General features: G+C 62.2%; 13 protein-coding genes. 12 read left to right on the top strand and 1 reads right to left on the bottom strand.

All coding sequences use genetic code 11. From position 1 onward, the window contains the following. Positions 1-175: 175 nt before the first annotated feature. The 4 genes from GOB93_RS10575 to GOB93_RS10590 all read left to right on the top strand — a co-directional run bounded on the left by GOB93_RS10575 (position 176) and on the right by GOB93_RS10590 (position 4,900). Positions 176-520: a hypothetical protein gene (locus GOB93_RS10575; protein ID WP_173583465.1), complete on the top strand. Its 345-nt coding sequence runs from the start codon at positions 176-178 to the stop codon at positions 518-520. Continuing rightward, entirely contained in the window at positions 517-906 is a 390-nt protein-coding gene (locus tag GOB93_RS10580; protein ID WP_173583466.1) for a hypothetical protein, read from the top strand. Before GOB93_RS10575 ends, GOB93_RS10580 begins: the two co-directional genes overlap by 4 nt. 71 nt (positions 907-977) lie before the next feature. Continuing rightward, the gene (locus tag GOB93_RS10585; RefSeq protein ID WP_173583515.1) at positions 978-3,308 is read left to right on the top strand and encodes a TonB-dependent receptor family protein; all 2,331 of its coding nucleotides are present in this window, start codon (positions 978-980) and stop codon (positions 3,306-3,308) included. A 146-nt stretch (positions 3,309-3,454) separates the two neighbouring features. Beyond that, on the top strand, positions 3,455-4,900 hold the full coding sequence (locus tag GOB93_RS10590; protein WP_173583467.1) for a PepSY-associated TM helix domain-containing protein: 1,446 nt from the start codon (positions 3,455-3,457) through the stop codon (positions 4,898-4,900). Position 4,901: 1 nt separating this feature from the next. Here GOB93_RS10590 and GOB93_RS10595 read toward each other — a convergent pair whose 3' ends face one another. Further along, positions 4,902-5,489, bottom strand: coding sequence for an SCO family protein (locus GOB93_RS10595; RefSeq protein WP_338422351.1), 588 nt, complete (start codon positions 5,487-5,489; stop codon positions 4,902-4,904). Positions 5,490-5,854: 365 nt separating this feature from the next. Here GOB93_RS10595 and GOB93_RS10600 point away from each other — a divergent pair, with 365 nt between their 5' ends. From GOB93_RS10600 to GOB93_RS10635, 8 genes are all read left to right on the top strand, one after another. Then, positions 5,855-6,913: a hypothetical protein gene (locus tag GOB93_RS10600; RefSeq protein ID WP_173583469.1), complete on the top strand. Its 1,059-nt coding sequence runs from the start codon at positions 5,855-5,857 to the stop codon at positions 6,911-6,913. A gap of 409 nt (positions 6,914-7,322) precedes the next feature. Then, a complete protein-coding gene (locus GOB93_RS10605) occupies positions 7,323-8,411 on the top strand; it encodes an AI-2E family transporter (RefSeq protein ID WP_173583470.1) in 1,089 nt (362 codons plus the stop codon). Between the two features lie 707 nt (positions 8,412-9,118). Further along, the gene (locus GOB93_RS10610) at positions 9,119-10,312 is read left to right on the top strand and encodes an aspartate aminotransferase family protein (protein WP_173583471.1); all 1,194 of its coding nucleotides are present in this window, start codon (positions 9,119-9,121) and stop codon (positions 10,310-10,312) included. Positions 10,313-10,338: 26 nt separating this feature from the next. Further along, on the top strand, positions 10,339-11,343 hold the full coding sequence (gene argF / locus GOB93_RS10615; protein WP_173583516.1) for an ornithine carbamoyltransferase: 1,005 nt from the start codon (positions 10,339-10,341) through the stop codon (positions 11,341-11,343). Beyond that, positions 11,340-11,717 (top strand): hypothetical protein, encoded by a 378-nt coding sequence (locus GOB93_RS10620; RefSeq protein ID WP_173583472.1) that lies wholly within the window; start codon positions 11,340-11,342, stop codon positions 11,715-11,717. Before argF ends, GOB93_RS10620 begins: the two co-directional genes overlap by 4 nt. A 351-nt stretch (positions 11,718-12,068) precedes the next feature. After that, positions 12,069-13,058, top strand: a complete 990-nt coding sequence (gene hslO, locus GOB93_RS10625) for an Hsp33 family molecular chaperone HslO (RefSeq protein ID WP_173583473.1) — start codon at positions 12,069-12,071, stop codon at positions 13,056-13,058. Positions 13,059-13,488: 430 nt separating this feature from the next. Beyond that, positions 13,489-14,691, top strand: coding sequence for a hypothetical protein (locus GOB93_RS10630; RefSeq protein ID WP_173583474.1), 1,203 nt, complete (start codon positions 13,489-13,491; stop codon positions 14,689-14,691). Between the two features lie 313 nt (positions 14,692-15,004). Continuing rightward, the gene (locus tag GOB93_RS10635) at positions 15,005-16,021 is read left to right on the top strand and encodes a hypothetical protein (RefSeq protein ID WP_173583475.1); all 1,017 of its coding nucleotides are present in this window, start codon (positions 15,005-15,007) and stop codon (positions 16,019-16,021) included. The last annotated feature ends 632 nt before the right edge of the window (positions 16,022-16,653 follow it).

The following is a 16,653-nucleotide window of genomic DNA, read 5'->3' on the forward strand; positions in this document are numbered from 1 at the left end:
AAGCAGGTTTTCGGGGCTTTGCCCCGCACCCCACAAAGGGACACGGTCCCTTTGATCCCGGTCTGTTCAATAAGCGGGGGTGGGACGGAGTCCTGCCTTCCGTCTGCAAAAGATATTAAGAGACTGTTTCAAAAGCCTTAAATGCACAAAAAAAACATAACAAACTGATGTTGTTATGTTTTTTACCCGCTCATTCGCTCGCCTCAGCCAGCTTCAAAAAACACCCCACGACAAACCATTGATAAAAAACAAAAGTTTTTGGGTGCCGCCTTTTTTAAAAAGGCGGCGTTTTCTGAAGCATCCTGAAAACCTTCACCGGAAACGTCTTTATCATTGGACCGGAGATTTCACGATCAGGCTTCTGAAACAGTCCCTGAACGCCGGCAATAACCGGATCATACCGTTCACGGACACGACCTTATACACCCTCATGCCAGACAATACCCGCCAGCCCGAAAGCCAGATCTCACATCCCGCCCACTGGTCACGCCGCGAAAGCTGCGTTAGCAGCATTCCATGAGCGTATCCCTTCGCAACAGGTTTCACCTGCTGGCCGCCTGGCTACTGGTCCTGCTTGCGCTTCTGGTGCGCCTGTCCTCCGGCAGTATCGCTCTGCCGTCTTCCGTCTTCGACGATCCCGTCAGACAACTGACAAAACTCTCCATCCTGTGCGACGAGCCCGCTCCCCTCTCCGACCCGGACGGGAAGCATCAGCAGACCGGCGACGATCAGGATGGCTCCCTCCTCCTGGCCGACTTGCTGGAACTCCTGCCACTCATCGCAGGGGCCTGCCTGCCCGCCTCCCTGTCAGTCCTGTGCATCCACCGGGTCTGGACCTTTCCGCCCGTTCGCGGTCCTCCGCTCAGAAAACGCTCATCGCTCTGCCCCCAGGGGCCACCCGCCTGACCTGACTGCCACCGAGCCACCCGCGCGTGAAAACGTGCGGGCCTTCCGTGCTGATTATTCAGGTTACGATCATGGGCTTTTCACACTGCACCGCCCGCCGGTTCTTCGGCGCGACGGCGGGCGCCATAGCATTTCTCTGCGCGGGCACACATGCCGCGACACCGCAGAAACGCGCTCTCCCCCGGTCACGCCAGCACAGGGCGGATACGACGGTTCCGGCCCGAAAGCCGCCCGTGACCGAAAACATCCTCATCACCGGGATCAGCCACGCCCCGGCCACCATCAGACCGGCCGGGCAGACAACCTACAGTTCCGACCGGAGCAGCTTCGGAAACCAGCTCGGCCAGACGGTCGCGGACATGGCCGTCACCATCCCCGGCGTGAGCTTCACCCAGGGCAATGGCCCGCGCGATACGGTGGTGTCGGTGCGCGGCTCAGGCGACCGCCAGTCCTACGGCCTGAAAAACCTGCAGATCCTCGAAGACGGCTTTCCGATGACCCAGCCCGACGGAACCGCCCGCGCCGATCTGATCGACCCCCACGCCTATGAAGGCATGGACGTCTTCGAAGGACCGGCCTCCACCGTCTACGGCAATTACGCCGTCAACGGCGCCATCAGCTTCCGCACCCGCAAAGGCGCCGACATCCACGGACTCGAAATCGGTTCCGATTTCGGCAGCTACGGCATGTTCAATAATTACGCCACGCTCGGCCTCGGAAATCGCAGCTATGACCTCATGGTCTTCGCCAGCGACGTCCGGGGCAACGGCTTCATCGCCAGCAGCCGCTACAACACCTCAACCGAAAATGTCCGTCTGCGCGTCAGCCTGACGCCGTCCGATCGCCTCGTCCTGAAATTCGTGAACAACGTGACAGACGCCTTCCTGCCGGTCCGCCTGTCGCTGAACCAGTACCGCGCCAACCCTTATCAGCAGGGCTGCTATAACGCGGCCAGCGCGGCAGCGGGCTGCGCGTCCGTCAGCCTTTTCGTCAACGGCCGCTACGGCGCGAAAGAGGCCATGAGCCCCGAAGCCGCCGGCCTCGGCCGCTTCGACCGCCGCACCATCGTCGGCCTGCGCTGGGAACACGACTTCGACAGCCACACGACATGGCGCAACCAGTTCACCTATGACCAGCGCCACGTCGATCAGCCCACATCCCCGACCTCCTTCGCCGGGCCATACAATTCTTACAATGTCAGCAGCGATATCACGAACCAGGTCCGCATCGGCGCTACGTCACTCGAAACCTTCGGCGGCATAAGCTTCGATGACCTCGATTACGGATACCAGACCTGCAACATCATGCCCCTGGGCGGCGCGACCTGCGGCGCGATGAGTTCTGAATCCTATGGCCATCAGTGGAACCTGGGCGCCCGCTTTCAGGAAGACTGGCATTTCGCACCGAACTGGCATGCGGTCGCCGGACTTGGGGGCACCTATTCGGATATCGGCGCCATGGAAGCGGTTTACAACTATTCCGCAGCCGGCAGAACACAGCAATACATCACCGCCAATCGCTTTTTCTTCAATCTCGCACCCGAAGGCGCCCTGATCTACTCCCCGTCGAAAGACTGGACCCTGCATGCGCGGATCGGCACCGCATACGGAACGCCATCATCATCGAATCTTTTCATCACACCACAGGGCCAGTACGGAAATAACACGCAGCTGAAGAGCCAGAGCAGCACAGGCGTGGATGTCGGCGCGGACTGGCATCCGGACGCGAACAGTCACATTCAGATAACAGGCTTTTACGAATTCTACAGAAATGAACTCGTCAGCCAGTCCGCCGGCGTCAACACCGTAGGCGCCTACACTTTCAACGCTCCGGCCTCACAGCATCGCGGCATCGTCCTGGGGGCGGAGTGGAAGCCTTTTCCCAAAAACTTCCCCGGCGGCCGGATAAAGCTAAGCTATACCTACGATAATCAGATCTACACAAATTATACCGAAGTCCTTTCTGACAGCACGATCTCCCGCAGCTTCAGCCGGAAGGGCAACGCCATCCCTGGCGTCATCCCGAACTTCCTTAATGCCCGTTTCCTGTATGACCAGCCCGCCGGCCCGCTGGAAGGCCTCGGCGGATACGCGGAAGTCACCTGGCGCGACTCTTACTGGCTGGATAACGCCAGTAAACTCAAAGCCCCAGGCTACGCGCTGCTGAATCTCGAACTGCATTACGACCCCCCGGCGCGTTACGGCTGGGCTCATCGTCTGCACTGGTATTTCGAAGTGCAGAACGTCGCGAATACAAACTGGATCGCCGGCGCCACGAACATCAGCGATATACTCCTCGCCAGCGGGCGACAGGCCGGCGCCGGAACACTCATGAACAGCACTGGCTCAGTCTATGCCGGATCGCCACGGGCATATTCCGGCGGCGTACGGATCAGGCTTTAGGGGCTGTTTCAGAAGAAGCCTCATGAAACCGCCTTTAAATTACAAAAAAGCTTCATAAGACGACGAATTTTTTAAAAAAGCGGCACCCAAAAACTTCTTTTTTATCCCTGCGCGGCGTTTGAACCAGTCTCTCAAGGATGACAGACATGACTCACACTTCCCCATCCTTCTTGCGTTCCCTCTGGCCCGATCACCGCACGGTCTGGCGCTGGCACTTCTTCGCCGGCCTGTTCTGCCTGCCCTTCGTCGCCTTCCTGTCCCTGACAGGCAGCATCTATCTGTTCAGACCCCAGATCGATGACCTGATCGACCGGCCGTACGATCATCTGCCGGCAGTCACGGCCCCGTCACCCTCGCAGGACGTCAGCGCCGCACTATCCGCTGTGCCGCACAGCACATTTCTGGCTTACGAACTGCCGCGTACGCCCCAAAGCGCCGCGCGCGTCATCGTGGATCACAACGGCGACGCCATCCGGGTCTATGTGGACCGGACCACTCACCACGTCCTGAAAACGGTTTCGGAAGAACTGCGCTTCGAGCGTGTGATTTTCAAACTCCACGGACAACTGCTTCTGGGGAACGCAGGCTCCGTCATCATGGAAATGGTCGCCTCATGGACGATCATCCTCGTGATCACCGGCCTCTGCCTCTGGTGGCCGCGCGGTCAGCACAGCCTGGCCGGCATCCTTTATCCACGCCTCAGCCTGACTGGCCGTGCCCGCTGGCGGGATTTTCATGCCGTCACAGGCGTCTGGATCTCTCTGTTTCTGGTCCTCTTCCTGGTCTCGGGACTGCCCTGGTCCTTCGTCTGGGGCCATGCGCTGTCATCCGTCGAACACACCGTCGGGCGTCTGACATCCGTGCAGGACTGGGAAATCGGTGCCGTTCCGGCGCGGGATACAATCGCGGGCCACCCGGCTCCCGGACCATCCGTCCCGGACATGCCTCAAACGGGCACAGCCGGCATGAACATGACTGAAATGGATATGCCCCGAATGGATATGCCCCGAATGGATATGCCCGGAATGGATATGCCGCCGGCCGCTCCGTCCGCCCCTTCGGGACCGGACCTGACAGGCCTCGATAACGTCGTCCGCACCGCGCAGACCCTCAGCCTGCCCGATCCCGTGCTGGTGACACCCCCTTTGGAACCGGACACGCCGTGGACCGTCCGCTCCGACACGCAGAACCGCCCTTTACGGGAGAGCGCACAGGTGACAGCAGACGGGCATATCGTCTCGCGCCGGAACTTCGGTCAGAAAGGACTTGTCGATCGCTTCACCGGCTATGGCGTGGCCGCCCATGAGGGACAACTGTTCGGCCCGGCAAACCAGGTCATCAATCTGCTCGTCGCCCTCGGCCTCATGCTGATGAGCGTTGCCGCGACCATTCTCTGGCTGAGACAAAAACCTGCAGGCCAGACCGGCGCCCCGCCCCGGCTGCCGTCACAGAGAGCCGGCCTCATCGCGACAGCGATCCTGTGCCTCCTGGGCCTGCTCCTGCCCGAACTCGGCGCCTCGCTGATCGTCCTCGCCGTCGCCACGCGGCTTGGCCGCCACCGGGAGCAGACCGTCGCGCGGAAAAACGGATGACTCAGGAACCGGGCAGCAGACGCGCAAGATCGGCCGCGATCTGGTTGGCGCTGGAATCAACCGGAATCATGCCGACCAGATGGTTCCGCCCGTCCATCAGATAAAACAGAGAGCTGTGATCGACGAGATAATCCGGCCCACTCCCGGCGCGACGGCGGGCGGTGACATGGAATTCATCCATCACTGGCCGAAGCTGCGCCTCCGTCCCGGTCAGACCGACAATCCGCGGCGAAAACCGCGACACGTAATCCTTCACGACCGGCGGCGTATCCCGCTCCGGATCAACCGACACAAACAGAGGGGTGACAGCCCGGCCTCTGAGGCCAGGTTCGTCCAGAGCGGCCGAGACGGTCGCGAGTGTCAGAGGACAGACATCGACGCAATGCGTGTAGCCAAAATAGATAAGCGTATACCGCCCCCGGAAATCCGCCTGAGTGACACGCCGGCCAGCGCCGTCAGTCAGCGCATAAGGACCACCCACGACAGCATGGCGCTGGCCCGTCAGAAGCGTGCGAAACCCCGCCGCTCCCGCCACCAGCAGAAAAGCCGCGCCGGCAATGACGAAAATCGCCCTGCGGTCCCGTTTCACCGGAACCCCCGCCGGCCGGGCGGCTTTGGCTCTCCTGCGACTGTCCTGTCGTTTCATAAAAGCCGTATAGCAAAAACGGACCTGTTCCGCAGCACATCACAGGAACCCGGTTCCCCATTATTTCCGGAACGGCCAGACCGTCACTTTCCAGTCCCGCTCATCTGCCCGCCACAAAGAACATTTCACAATAAATCCCTGATAAAAACAGAAATTTCCACGGAAGTTTTTTTCAAAAAGCTTCATAAGACGAAGTCTTTTTAAAAAAGGCCGCGCCCAAAACTTCTTTATGATCTGCTGTAATCTATTGAAACAATCCTCAATACAGGCCTGTATAAACCTCCCGGATCGCGGAGAAAGGGCGATGAATGTCTTTCCGCCTCACCTGTCTGCTGAAAATAGCGAGGAAAAACCCACGCTGGAGACGAGCGGGACCGTGCTCCGTCATCGTCATGCTGCTTTCCTTCAGCACAGGCGCACGGGCACAGCAAGCACACGCACAGCTATCGGCCTCATCGTGTATCGAGGGCGCTACAGTCGTGCCTCTCCTCGGCGGAAACGGCGACAGTCCCATCATCCCGGTCAAAGCAGGCTCTTCACCGGCGGCGATGTTCGTAAGTCCCGCGTTTTCCCATATCCTGGTCCATGATCATGACCGGATATGGTTCCCGCAGGGGCCGGCGCAGCAAGTGGTGGCACAGGACGGAAACCGGGTCATTGCGGAGCATACCGAAATCGACAGCCTGACAATCGGAGCGGTATCGCTGCCAATGGTTCCCGCCCTGCTCCTGGATGGCGAAGCAAAACACAGCGCGGACGGCCTTCCGGTTCTCGGTATCATCGGACGTGACATACTCGCTCACGTCGAGGTGCTCCTCGACGTTCCCCACAGGACGCTCGCGCTGTTCCAATGGAGCCGCCGGAAAGGATGTGGCGAGACACCCGCTCCGATCTTCACCGGCGATGTCTATACGGTGCCCATGGACAGCGACGCCGGCATCCAGGTCCGTATTGGCCCGGCTTCAGCCCGCCTCCGGCTGGACCCGGATCTCGCAGTCAGCGTGCTGCCACGACCGGACGCCCACGCCGCCGGCGTCTCAGACGAAATCCTGTCCCATGACCCTCGCGTAACCGCGCGTTATGTATCCATACAGGCGGGAGCGAGACATCGTTTCCCGACAGTGACCATCGGCGCGGAGTCTCTCTCCGGTTTCGATTTCGTCATTGAGGACAGCATTCGAAACGGCGCTCTGGGAGAGAATTTCTTCGAAGGTGTCGTGGCCCTGCTGGATTTTCCCCATGGCCGGTTCATCTTTCAGCCGACCGATGACCGGAACGACGCGCCCGTTCTGCACCTCCATTTCGACCAGTCCCGCCAGGGCTACACCGCAGTCCGCGAACAGCAGGGAAAGCCGGACCATCAGTGAACGGACCATCAGCGAAACAGCAGAGACAGCTTCCCGGCAGGACCGTACAGACAGCCGCCGCCCGGATGACATCTTTTCCCGCCTGTGATCACTCCCCGGCTGCAGACATCCTTTCCCGAAGACGAACGATCCGGGGCGGACCTTCCGCTCACTCACCCTGCGCCGGCAACGCCCCTTCGCCGCCATCGGGGTAAACCCTGCACCCGCCGGAACAAAGCCGGACAGAGAAATCCCCTGACGCCCGGCCCCCGACGCAGCCCCCGGACGCAGCCACCCCCGCATCATCCACGGCAGCCGGACAGAACAGCCTCCCGTCCCCCGGTCTTTACGGCATCCCCTCCGGTCCATAATGGAAACGGCTCACGCAGCACGCTCCGGCAACAGAGGGCCGGAAACAGGAAGGCAGACCATGACGAAACCGCCGCAGGACGGAGCGGACCGCTCCGCCGACACCACGCGGGCCGTCCTCGTCGCGCTCCTCGCCAGCCTCATCGTCATCAGCGCGATCTGGATTCTCAGACCCTTCCTGCCGGCAACCATCTGGGCCGTGACCATCGGCGTCACCACATGGCCCCTGCTCCTGAGACTCCAGGCCGTCCTCGGACACAGCCGGGGCCTCGCCGTCTCCGTGACGATCCTCATTGCCCTCCTGATCTTCGTCCTGCCCCTCTGGCTCGCCATCACCACCGTCGTCCGGCACGCAGGCGATCTCGGCATGATGCTCTCATCCGCCGCGGCTTTCCGCCTCCCGCCGGAACCGGAATGGCTGCGTCACCTCCCGCTGATCGGCCCCCATGCCGGCTCCGTGTGGGAAAAAGCCCAGCACATGAAGCTCCCGGAAGTCGTCAGCCAGGTCATCCCCTCTCCCGAATATCTCATCCGGAGCTTCCTCTCCTACGCCGGAAGCTTCAGCATGCTGGCCGTCCAGTTCCTGCTCACCCTCGTCATCCTCGGCGTGCTGCTCATGAAAGCCGAAGCGGCGACAGCCGCGGCGGAACATCTCGTCACCACCCTCGCCGGAGAACGCGGCCGGGACATGCTGATGCTGGCCGGCCACACTATCCGCGGCGTCGCCTTCGGCGTCACCGTCACCGCCATCGTCGAGTCCGCCGTCGCCGGCCTCGGACTGAAAATCGCCGCCGTCCCGCTGGCCAGCATCCTCACCGCCGTCACCTTCATGGCCTGCCTGCTCCAGGCCGGTCCGGGCGTCACACTGATCCCCGCCGTCATCTGGGTCTATTTCGATCGCGGCCTGGTTCCGGCCATCATCCTGCCGCTGATCACCGTCGTCACCATCGTCATCGATAACGTCCTGCGCCCGTATCTCATCCGCAAACAGGCCGACATCCCCCTCGTGCTCATCATGCTCGGCGTGATCGGCGGACTGAGCGGACTGGGACTCGTGGGCATCTTCGTCGGCCCCCTCGTGCTCTCCGTGGCCTATACGCTCACCAGACACTGGGTGGCCGACTCCCGGAAAACCGTCACTCCACAATAAAACCCCGATAAAAACAGAAGTTTCCGGGTGCCGCCTTTTTTAAAAAGGTGGCGTCTTCTGAAGCTTTTTGAAAAAAGCTTCACCAAAAACTTCTTTATAATTTACAGCAGATTCCACGGGAAGATTTTTGAATCTGCCCCCGATCCACGTCCGGACGAAAAGCTCAGCCCAGGACAGGCCTGAAGGATCGGGGGAAAGAAAAACACCTTTATGAGATAAAAGATTTCCCGAACTGATCAGGATCGCTCTCCTGCCGCCAGGGCCGTCCGACAGACACCTGGCCAATGCCGGGTCAAACACACGCCGAAGCCCGCAAACCCCACCGCAACCTGCCCCGGAGCCGGCGACAGAAAACAGACACGCCCCGGCAACCAGTAAAATCAAAGAAACCTCCCCGGACCGGACCAGCCGGAACTTCGCCCCGAACCCGACAAAAGGACCCCCCTGCAGCCACGCGGCAGAGACACCTGCCTGCCCGCAAATCAGACGCTCCGGGCAGGCCGCCGGTACAGATCAGGGCCGGTTTTTCGCGATTACCGCTGTAAAACGACCGGAATCGCATTTATCGGCAGCATTTCGCCCCATCGGTATTTGACTTGCACGTAACAGCACGGTCATCATAGCGCCGAACCGGTCGCCCGCTCCTCACAGGCAGCGGGCGGTTTCCGTTTCAGCCCCATCAATTCAGACAAGAAGTACCTCTTTCGATGATTTCCGCCCTGATGCCGACCTACAACCGTGCCGACCTCGCTTTCGAGCGGGGCGAAGGCGCCTGGCTGTACACGACGGACGGGCGACGATTCCTCGATTTCGCGGCAGGCATCGCCACCTGCTCGCTCGGACACGCCAACCCGCATCTGGTGAAAGCCATCACCGAACAGGCCGCGCGGGTCATGCACGTCTCCAACCTGTTCCGGGTGCCCCAGGCCGAAAGGCTGGCCGACCGGCTGGTGCAGGCAACCTTCGCCGACAGCGTGTTCTTCTGCAATTCCGGCGCCGAAGCCAATGAAGGCATGGTCAAGGCCGTCCGCCGCGCCCAGGCGAAATCCGGACACCCGGAACGCACGCGCATCCTCTGCTTCGAGGGCGCCTTCCACGGTCGCACGCTCGGCATGCTGTCAGCCACCGGCAACCCGACCTATCTCGACGGTTTCGGCGAGCGCGCCCCCGGTTTCGACCATGTGCCGCTCAACAACATGAACGCCGTCCGCGCCGCCATCACGCCGGAGACGGCCGGCGTCATGCTGGAACCCGTGCAGGGCGAAAGCGGCATCCGGTCCGCCGATGTGCGGTTCCTGAAGGAACTCCGCAGCATGTGCGACGAATTCGGCCTGTTCCTCGCCTTCGATGAGGTCCAGACCGGCGTCGGCCGCACCGGCAAACTCTTCGCGCATGAATGGGCCGGCGTCACACCGGACGTCATGTCCACCGCCAAAGGACTCGGCGGCGGCTTCCCCATCGGCGCGATCCTGGCGACCGAAGCCGTCGCAAAGCACCTCACCGCCGGCTCGCACGGCACCACCTTCGGCGGCAACCCGCTGGCCTGCGCCGCCGCCAACGCCGTCCTCGACGTGCTGCTGGCGCCCGGCTTCATGGATCAGGTCTGCGCCCGCGCCGCCCTGCTCGGCACGAAGCTGGACGAGCTGCTGAAAGACTTCCCGGACGTGTTCTCCGAACGACGCGGCATGGGACTGCTGATCGGCCTGAAATGCGTGCCGAAAGCCGCCGACGTGCTGACCGCCGTCCACAACGCCGGCATGCTCGCCGTCACCGCCGGCGACAACGTGCTGCGTCTGGTTCCCCCGCTGACCATCACCGAGTCCGACTGTGAGGAAGCGGTCGCCCGTCTGAGAAAGGCCGCCGAAGCCGTGCGCGCCGCCGCCCTGGAGGCCGTTTCGTGAGCACCGTAACCCACGCGCCCGCCCCCATGCCCGTCGCCACCCCGTCTCCGGAGACCGCCTCTCCCGGAGGCGCAGCCGGCATCCGGCATTTCCTCGACATCCGGGACCTGGACCGCGCAACGCTGCGCCAGATTCTCGACGTCGGCGCCGCGATCAAACGCATGCAGCGCGGCCGCGCCCGCCCGCTGCACCCGGCCAGACCGCTCGAAGGCCGGGCGCTCGGCATCCTGCTGTCGAAACCCTCGACCCGCACCCGCGTCTCCTTCGAGGTCGGCGTCCGCCAGCTCGGCGGCGACGCCGTCGTTCTCTCCTCGAACGACACCCAGATCGGGCGCGGCGAGTCCATCCAGGACACGGCGCGGGTCCTGTCCCGCTTCGTCGACGCCATCGTCCTGCGCACCGGCCGCACCGCCTCCCTGCGCGATCTCGCGCGCTGGAGCAGCGTGCCGGTCATCAACGGCCTGACACCGGATTCCCACCCGGTGCAGATCCTCGCCGACATCATGACCTTCGAGGAATATCGCGGTCCTATTAAGGGCCGCACCCTCGCCTGGGTCGGAGACGGCAACAACGTCGCCTCCTCGCTCATGGAAGCCGCCGCGCAGTTCGGTTTCACACTGCGCCTCGCCACGCCGAAGCAACTGCCGCCGAACAAGGAAGTCGTCGCCTGGGCCCGCGCGAACGGCGCGAACCTGCTGCTGACCCATGACCCGCGCGAGGCCGTGGACGGCGCGGACTGCATCCTGACCGACACATGGGTCAGCATGTCCGACGAAGCGGCGGCGGAGCGCATCATCCTGCTCGAACCCTACCGCGTGGACCGCGCTCTCATGGCGCACGCGGCGAAAGACGCCCTGTTCATGCACTGCCTGCCGGCTCATATTGGCGAGGAAGTGACGGAAGAGGTCTTCGAGGGTCCTCAGTCCGTCGTGTTTGACGAGGCGGAAAACCGTCTTCACGCACAGAAAGGCCTGCTGGTCTGGGCTCTGGGCGGCGAAGACTGGACCCGCTTCGGAAAGGAGCCGGAATGACAGACGCGAAAGACAACGAAGGATCGGCGGACATCACCGGAGCGGACATCACCGGAACAGGTCCGGAAGACGGACCCGCTCAGTCCAGCACGACCGAAGACGGCCCGTCCGGCCCCGGCTGGCTGGAACCGGAAGTCGACGCCGCCTTCGCCTCGCTGGGCCTCTCCGCCGCAGCGGTGAAGCCATACCGCGATTCCTATCTCGACTGCCTCGCCGGCGTCCCGCGCAGCCAGGACCTCGATGTCGGGCACGACGCCTGCCGCATCGGGCTTCTGCGGGCCATGAAAGCCGGCGTCACCCTGAAAGACGAGGCATGGCAGGCTTTCGGCCAGAAACTGGAAGCCATCGAGTCCGAACTGACGTCCGATTTGTAAACCGGAGCCGCCATACACATATATTCCGGGACTGCCGGACCGATGTCCCGTGCGCTTCCCGGCGCGCCAGACCCGGAAAGCACTTCACGGTAAGTCTTTGATAGGAACTGACAGAAGTTTTTGGGTGCCGCCTTTTTTTCAAAAAGGCGGCGTCTTCTGAAGCTTTTTGAAAAAAGCTTCACCAAAAACTTCTTTGTAATTTACACGAGGTTTCACAGGCGGCCTTTTGAAACCGCCTCTGAGGGAACTGGCGCAGCAGTAACCGGCCCGGCATAACGGGTGCAGAATAATTCAGGTGGCCCGGCCGCGCCCGTCGCAATGACGGCGGCGCGAACGGGCGGGAGTATGACCATGGAGACCCCGGCTTTTCTCGATCGCAGTCGCCCCGACGTTCCCGATGTGGTGGTCCCCGGCGGCGTCACGCCTTTCCACCTCGCCGGCCGCCCGGTGCGCGGCCGCCTCGTGCGGCTGGGACGCCTGGCCGACGCGCTGCTGACCCGCCACGATACGGCCCCCGCCGTCTCCGCGCTCGGCGGAAAGGCCCTGGCCCTGGTGGCCGCCCTGTCCACCGCGCTCAAGTTTCAGGGCTCCTTCTCCCTGCAGATCAAAGGCGACGGCCCGCTCAGCCTGCTCCTCGCCGACTGCACCGATACCGGCAATCTGCGCTTCTGCGCCCGCGAGGACAAGGAAGCGCTGGACACCCTTCTCGCCGATAATCCGGCGCCCACCGACCGGGAGCTGACCGGCTCCGGCTATCTCGCGCTGACCGTGGACCAGGGCCCGGAAACGGACCGGCATCAGGGGATCGTCGAAATCTCCGGCGACGATCTCGCCGCCATGGCCACGCATTACTTCGAAACCAGCGAACAGCACGCCTGCTGGCTCACCCTCGCCGCGCGCCGGACGCCCGAAGGATGGCGCGCCGGGGCTCTGATCCTGGAGCGGATCGCCTCCGCCGGCGGAACCCCAGCCGGCACGAACGGCCACAGCCCGGATAATCATGATGTCAGCGTGGCGCTGGACGACCTCGCCGAAGACGCCTGGGATACGGCGGTGGTGCTGGCGCGGACCCTGACCGACGACGAACTGCTGGACGACGCGCTGCCGCCGGAGACCCTGCTGCACCGTCTGTTCCATGAAGAGGATCTGAGAGTCGGAGCGTCACGGGCTCTGGCTTACGGCTGCCGCTGCTCAAGAGCGAAGCTCGCGGATGTCCTGGAGCGTTTTCCGGAAGACGACCTCGACCACATGGCCGAGGACGGGCAGATCACGATGAAATGCGAATTCTGCAATGTCGACTTCCGCTTCGCCCGCAGCGAGGTCGGCAGGCACCCGGCCTGACGACGCTGTGCCGGATCGGAGGTATATCAGAGGCTGTTTCAAAAGCCTTCCTGTGAAATCGCCTTTAAATCATAAAGAAATTTTTGGTGAAGCTTTTTTAAAAGCTTCAGAATACGCCGCCTTTTGGGAAAAGGCGGCACCCAAAAACTTTTATTGTTTTTTATCAAAGGTTTTTCGTGGTGCGCTTTTTTTGAGACTGACTGAGATGAGCGGATAAATGGGACAAAGAACATAATATTATTCGTATGTTATGAAAGGCTTTATCCTGGTGAGGCTTTTGAAACAGTCTCTCAGAGCAGGACAGGCCGGCGTGAGGTATGCCGCAACCGGCGCATACCGGAGCAAAGTCCGCCGGCGCGCGATATCCCCGAATGTGGTATGCCCGGATGCAGTATGACCGTCCGTCGGACCCCCGCCAGCCGCATCCCGGATGCGCTCCGGGCGTGACGGACAGGATGAGCCGGGAGGTGGAGCGATCAGTTCGGTAATGTCAGGAGCGCCGGCATCGGCACACAGGCCGCCACGCGATGACGCGGACACGTTCGTCATCCGCATCGGAAACCACGCGTTCCCCCTTCGCATTCGCGGTCAGCCGATCCGCAGTCTCTATCCCGGCTGGCGCATCCACGCGCTGCATGTGACTCTTCTGCCCATGGCCGTCGCGCAGCTGCGTAACGACGCCGGCGCGGAAGCATACTGGATCTTCGACAGCGCCCTCGATTATCGGGCCAGCCTGTTCGACGATCTGGACGAGGAAGAACAGAGCGCCATGGTCGATGCCGTCGCGCCGTTTTTTAGTTCGCTCGTCCGGTCTTCGCTGGAAGCGGTAAAGCAGAGCCCGAGTGAAAACGCGGAGCTGATCCGCAATCTCGGCGCCCCCCTGCGTGACGCCCTTCTCGCCGCCTGGCTCGGGCGCTTTCCGCCCACCCGCTGCGTCACGCCACGGGCTCTGCCGGAGACGACCCTGTCCTTTCCCGACGATGTGATGCCCCTCGCGCCGAAAGCGCTGACGCCTCTCCTGTCCGCGGCCGCCGGACTCACGGAACAGCCCCTGCCGGTCATTCTCTCGCCCTGGGGCCATGCCGTCCTGCGCGGCCATCATGTCCTGAAAGACACCGACCTCAGCCTGACCCGTTTCGCCGACCCCCAGGCGAATATCGTCCTGTATCTCGGCACAGCCCGCCTGTCCCCGGAGAGTGACGAAACGACGCCGGTACTCTGCTGCCCGCAGCTCGACCTGATCGTGACAGATCTGCCATCCGACCGGGCCGGGCAGATCCCGCAACGGCTCCTGTCCCGCTTCATGGCCGACCCGACGCATGTGTCCGCCGCCCCGGCTGCGCTCCTGATGCAGTTCGGTGCCGGAGGAAATTTCACGCTCGGATCGGCCTCCTCCCTGCCGGTCCGGCCCCCGTCGCTGCCCGGCAACTGGCCGGCCGCCCCGGCTGCCGCACCGGGCCACCCCAGGCCGGACACATCCGGGGGACAGCAGGACGCCGCCCGCTTCCCGGACGCACAGGTGACCGATGCCTTCCGGACAAATCCGGCCAGCCCGCCACCAGACGACAGTCCCGAAGAAAAACAGGAACCCGCCCCGCCCGGGATCAAAGAACACCCCACGATAACCACCTGATAAAAACAGAAGTTTTTGGTGAAGCTTTTTTCAAAAAGCTTCAGAAGACGCCGCCTTTTTGAAAAAAGGCGGCACCCAAAAACTTTTTATAATTACATTGCGGTTTCACGGGCAGGCTTTTGAAACAGTGTCTGAAGGGCCGGGAAGCCCCTCCGTTCACGGCATGACTGTCCACGCGGCCGCCCGTGCGGCATGATGACCGCCGCATACGGGTCGGCTGGAATCGCATCATGACAGGACAGCCCGCGCTGTGGCATCAGACATCACGCCGCCCGCGGAAAAGAGGCCGCCGGCAGAGAGGGAGAAACGTGAGATGAGGCGTGTTCGCAACCGGTTTTCGACAGTCGCGAGCCTGTCGCGCGTGGCGCTGCTGATGCTCGGGACAGCGGGCGCGCTCGCGGCCTGCTCGTCGGACGACACGGTCACATCCTTCCCGCCCTATCAGTATTCCTATCTCTCGAAACTGCAGCTCAATGTGGCGACAGTCCAGGTGCTCGATCACGCCGCGCCCGGCACCATCCCGGGCGACGAGTCCGGCCAGGCGCCAATCCCGCCGGATCAGGCCTTGGTACAGGTGGCGCAGGATCGTCTCGTCGCCGCCGGCCAGAGCGGCGCGGCGGTCTTCACCGTCGACCGGGCATCGATTCTGCATCAGCCCGATGGCACACTCTCCGGACAGATGGACGCCCATCTCGACATCAGTTCCTCCACCGGGCAGCAACTCGGCGTGGCGGAAGCGCATGTCACGCGTGAATTCAAACCCGATCTGAGCAAAGGCGACGCGGACAGCCGGGCCAATCTCTACGAAATGACCCGGCAGATGATGCAGGACATGAATGTGGAGCTCGAATTCCAGATCCGGAAAAACCTGAAAGACTGGCTGGTCGACGCCGGCGGAATGCCGGCGGCAGGCGCCATAGAAACACAGTCCCTGGGCGGCCCGGGCTCTTCCCCGTCCTCATCTCCCGCCGACACACAGACCGGCACCGGCAGCAGCGTCAGCACGGGCAGCACTGCCGGCACCGACCCCGGCAGCGCCGCACCGGCGCAGGTCGACACCACCCGCGCTCCCGCGTCAGCCGTACCCGCCTCCGCAACGGACGACACCGGTCAGGCGGGCACCGCATCCACTCCGGCCCCGACTTCCGCCACGACTCCCACGGAGCCGGACGCCATTTTCCCCAGCGGCGCTCCTTCGGACGATTCTGCCGGAACAACGCCACAAAAACGCAGCCCGGCCGCAGGCTATCTGCACCTGCCTTCCTCCACGCCAGCCACGACTGCGACACCCTCCACCACGACACCCTCAGCCTCCACGACAGGCTACTGACGAATCAGGGGTGTTCAGCCTTCTGAACACCCCTCTGAAAATATTTTTTGCAAAATGAGCGGAGCAGGTTTTCCGGGCTCTGCCCCGAACCCTGCAAAGGGACACAGTCCCTTTGATCCCGGTTTGCCGGAGGCTGTTTCAAAAGCCGGCAATGCACAAAAACTACCATAACAAACTGATGATGTTATGGTCTTTAAGACCCGACACCTGTGCGCTTCATGCAGGATCAGAAAACCCTTCACGACAGATCCCTGATAAAAAACAGAAGTTTTTGGTGAAGCTTTTTTCAAAAAGCTTCAGAGAACGCCGCCTTTTTGAAAAAAAGGCGGCACCCAAAAACTTCTATATAATTTACAGCAGATTTCACAGGAAAGCTTCTGAAACAGTCTCTTAAAATAAATGAGGTGGTAAGGAAGTCATGTGCAGCATGTCCGCGCGTCGAGCCTCCTCCCAAGTGTGGCGCAGAGTCCGGCTCCTGTTTGCAAAACCCATAAATGTCCTCAGAATAATGGTTTCTCCGATCCGCCCGTCCGCCCGGCACCCGGTCGCGCCCGCAACCGGATACGGAAAGATAAAACAGTCACCCCGAGGACCGGAATTCGTGATGCCCCTGGAGCGCTCCATTTCGCGAT

This window comes from Acetobacter musti, from assembly GCF_011516835.1.
GTDB lineage: Bacteria > Pseudomonadota > Alphaproteobacteria > Acetobacterales > Acetobacteraceae > Acetobacter > Acetobacter musti.

Excerpts from the sequence above, each read along its gene's own strand:
- GOB93_RS10575 (WP_173583465.1), top strand. The coding sequence starts at position 176 with ATGTTTTTTACCCGCTCATTCGCTCGCCTCAGCCAGCTTCAAAAAACA.
- GOB93_RS10580 (WP_173583466.1), top strand. The coding sequence starts at position 517 with ATGAGCGTATCCCTTCGCAACAGGTTTCACCTGCTGGCCGCCTGGCTA.
- GOB93_RS10585 (WP_173583515.1), top strand. The coding sequence starts at position 978 with ATGGGCTTTTCACACTGCACCGCCCGCCGGTTCTTCGGCGCGACGGCG.
- GOB93_RS10590 (WP_173583467.1), top strand. The coding sequence starts at position 3,455 with ATGACTCACACTTCCCCATCCTTCTTGCGTTCCCTCTGGCCCGATCAC.
- GOB93_RS10600 (WP_173583469.1), top strand. The coding sequence starts at position 5,855 with ATGTCTTTCCGCCTCACCTGTCTGCTGAAAATAGCGAGGAAAAACCCA.
- GOB93_RS10605 (WP_173583470.1), top strand. The coding sequence starts at position 7,323 with ATGACGAAACCGCCGCAGGACGGAGCGGACCGCTCCGCCGACACCACG.
- GOB93_RS10610 (WP_173583471.1), top strand. The coding sequence starts at position 9,119 with ATGATTTCCGCCCTGATGCCGACCTACAACCGTGCCGACCTCGCTTTC.
- argF (WP_173583516.1), top strand. The coding sequence starts at position 10,339 with ATGCCCGTCGCCACCCCGTCTCCGGAGACCGCCTCTCCCGGAGGCGCA.
- GOB93_RS10620 (WP_173583472.1), top strand. The coding sequence starts at position 11,340 with ATGACAGACGCGAAAGACAACGAAGGATCGGCGGACATCACCGGAGCG.
- hslO (WP_173583473.1), top strand. The coding sequence starts at position 12,069 with ATGGAGACCCCGGCTTTTCTCGATCGCAGTCGCCCCGACGTTCCCGAT.
- GOB93_RS10630 (WP_173583474.1), top strand. The coding sequence starts at position 13,489 with ATGCGCTCCGGGCGTGACGGACAGGATGAGCCGGGAGGTGGAGCGATC.
- GOB93_RS10635 (WP_173583475.1), top strand. The coding sequence starts at position 15,005 with ATGAGGCGTGTTCGCAACCGGTTTTCGACAGTCGCGAGCCTGTCGCGC.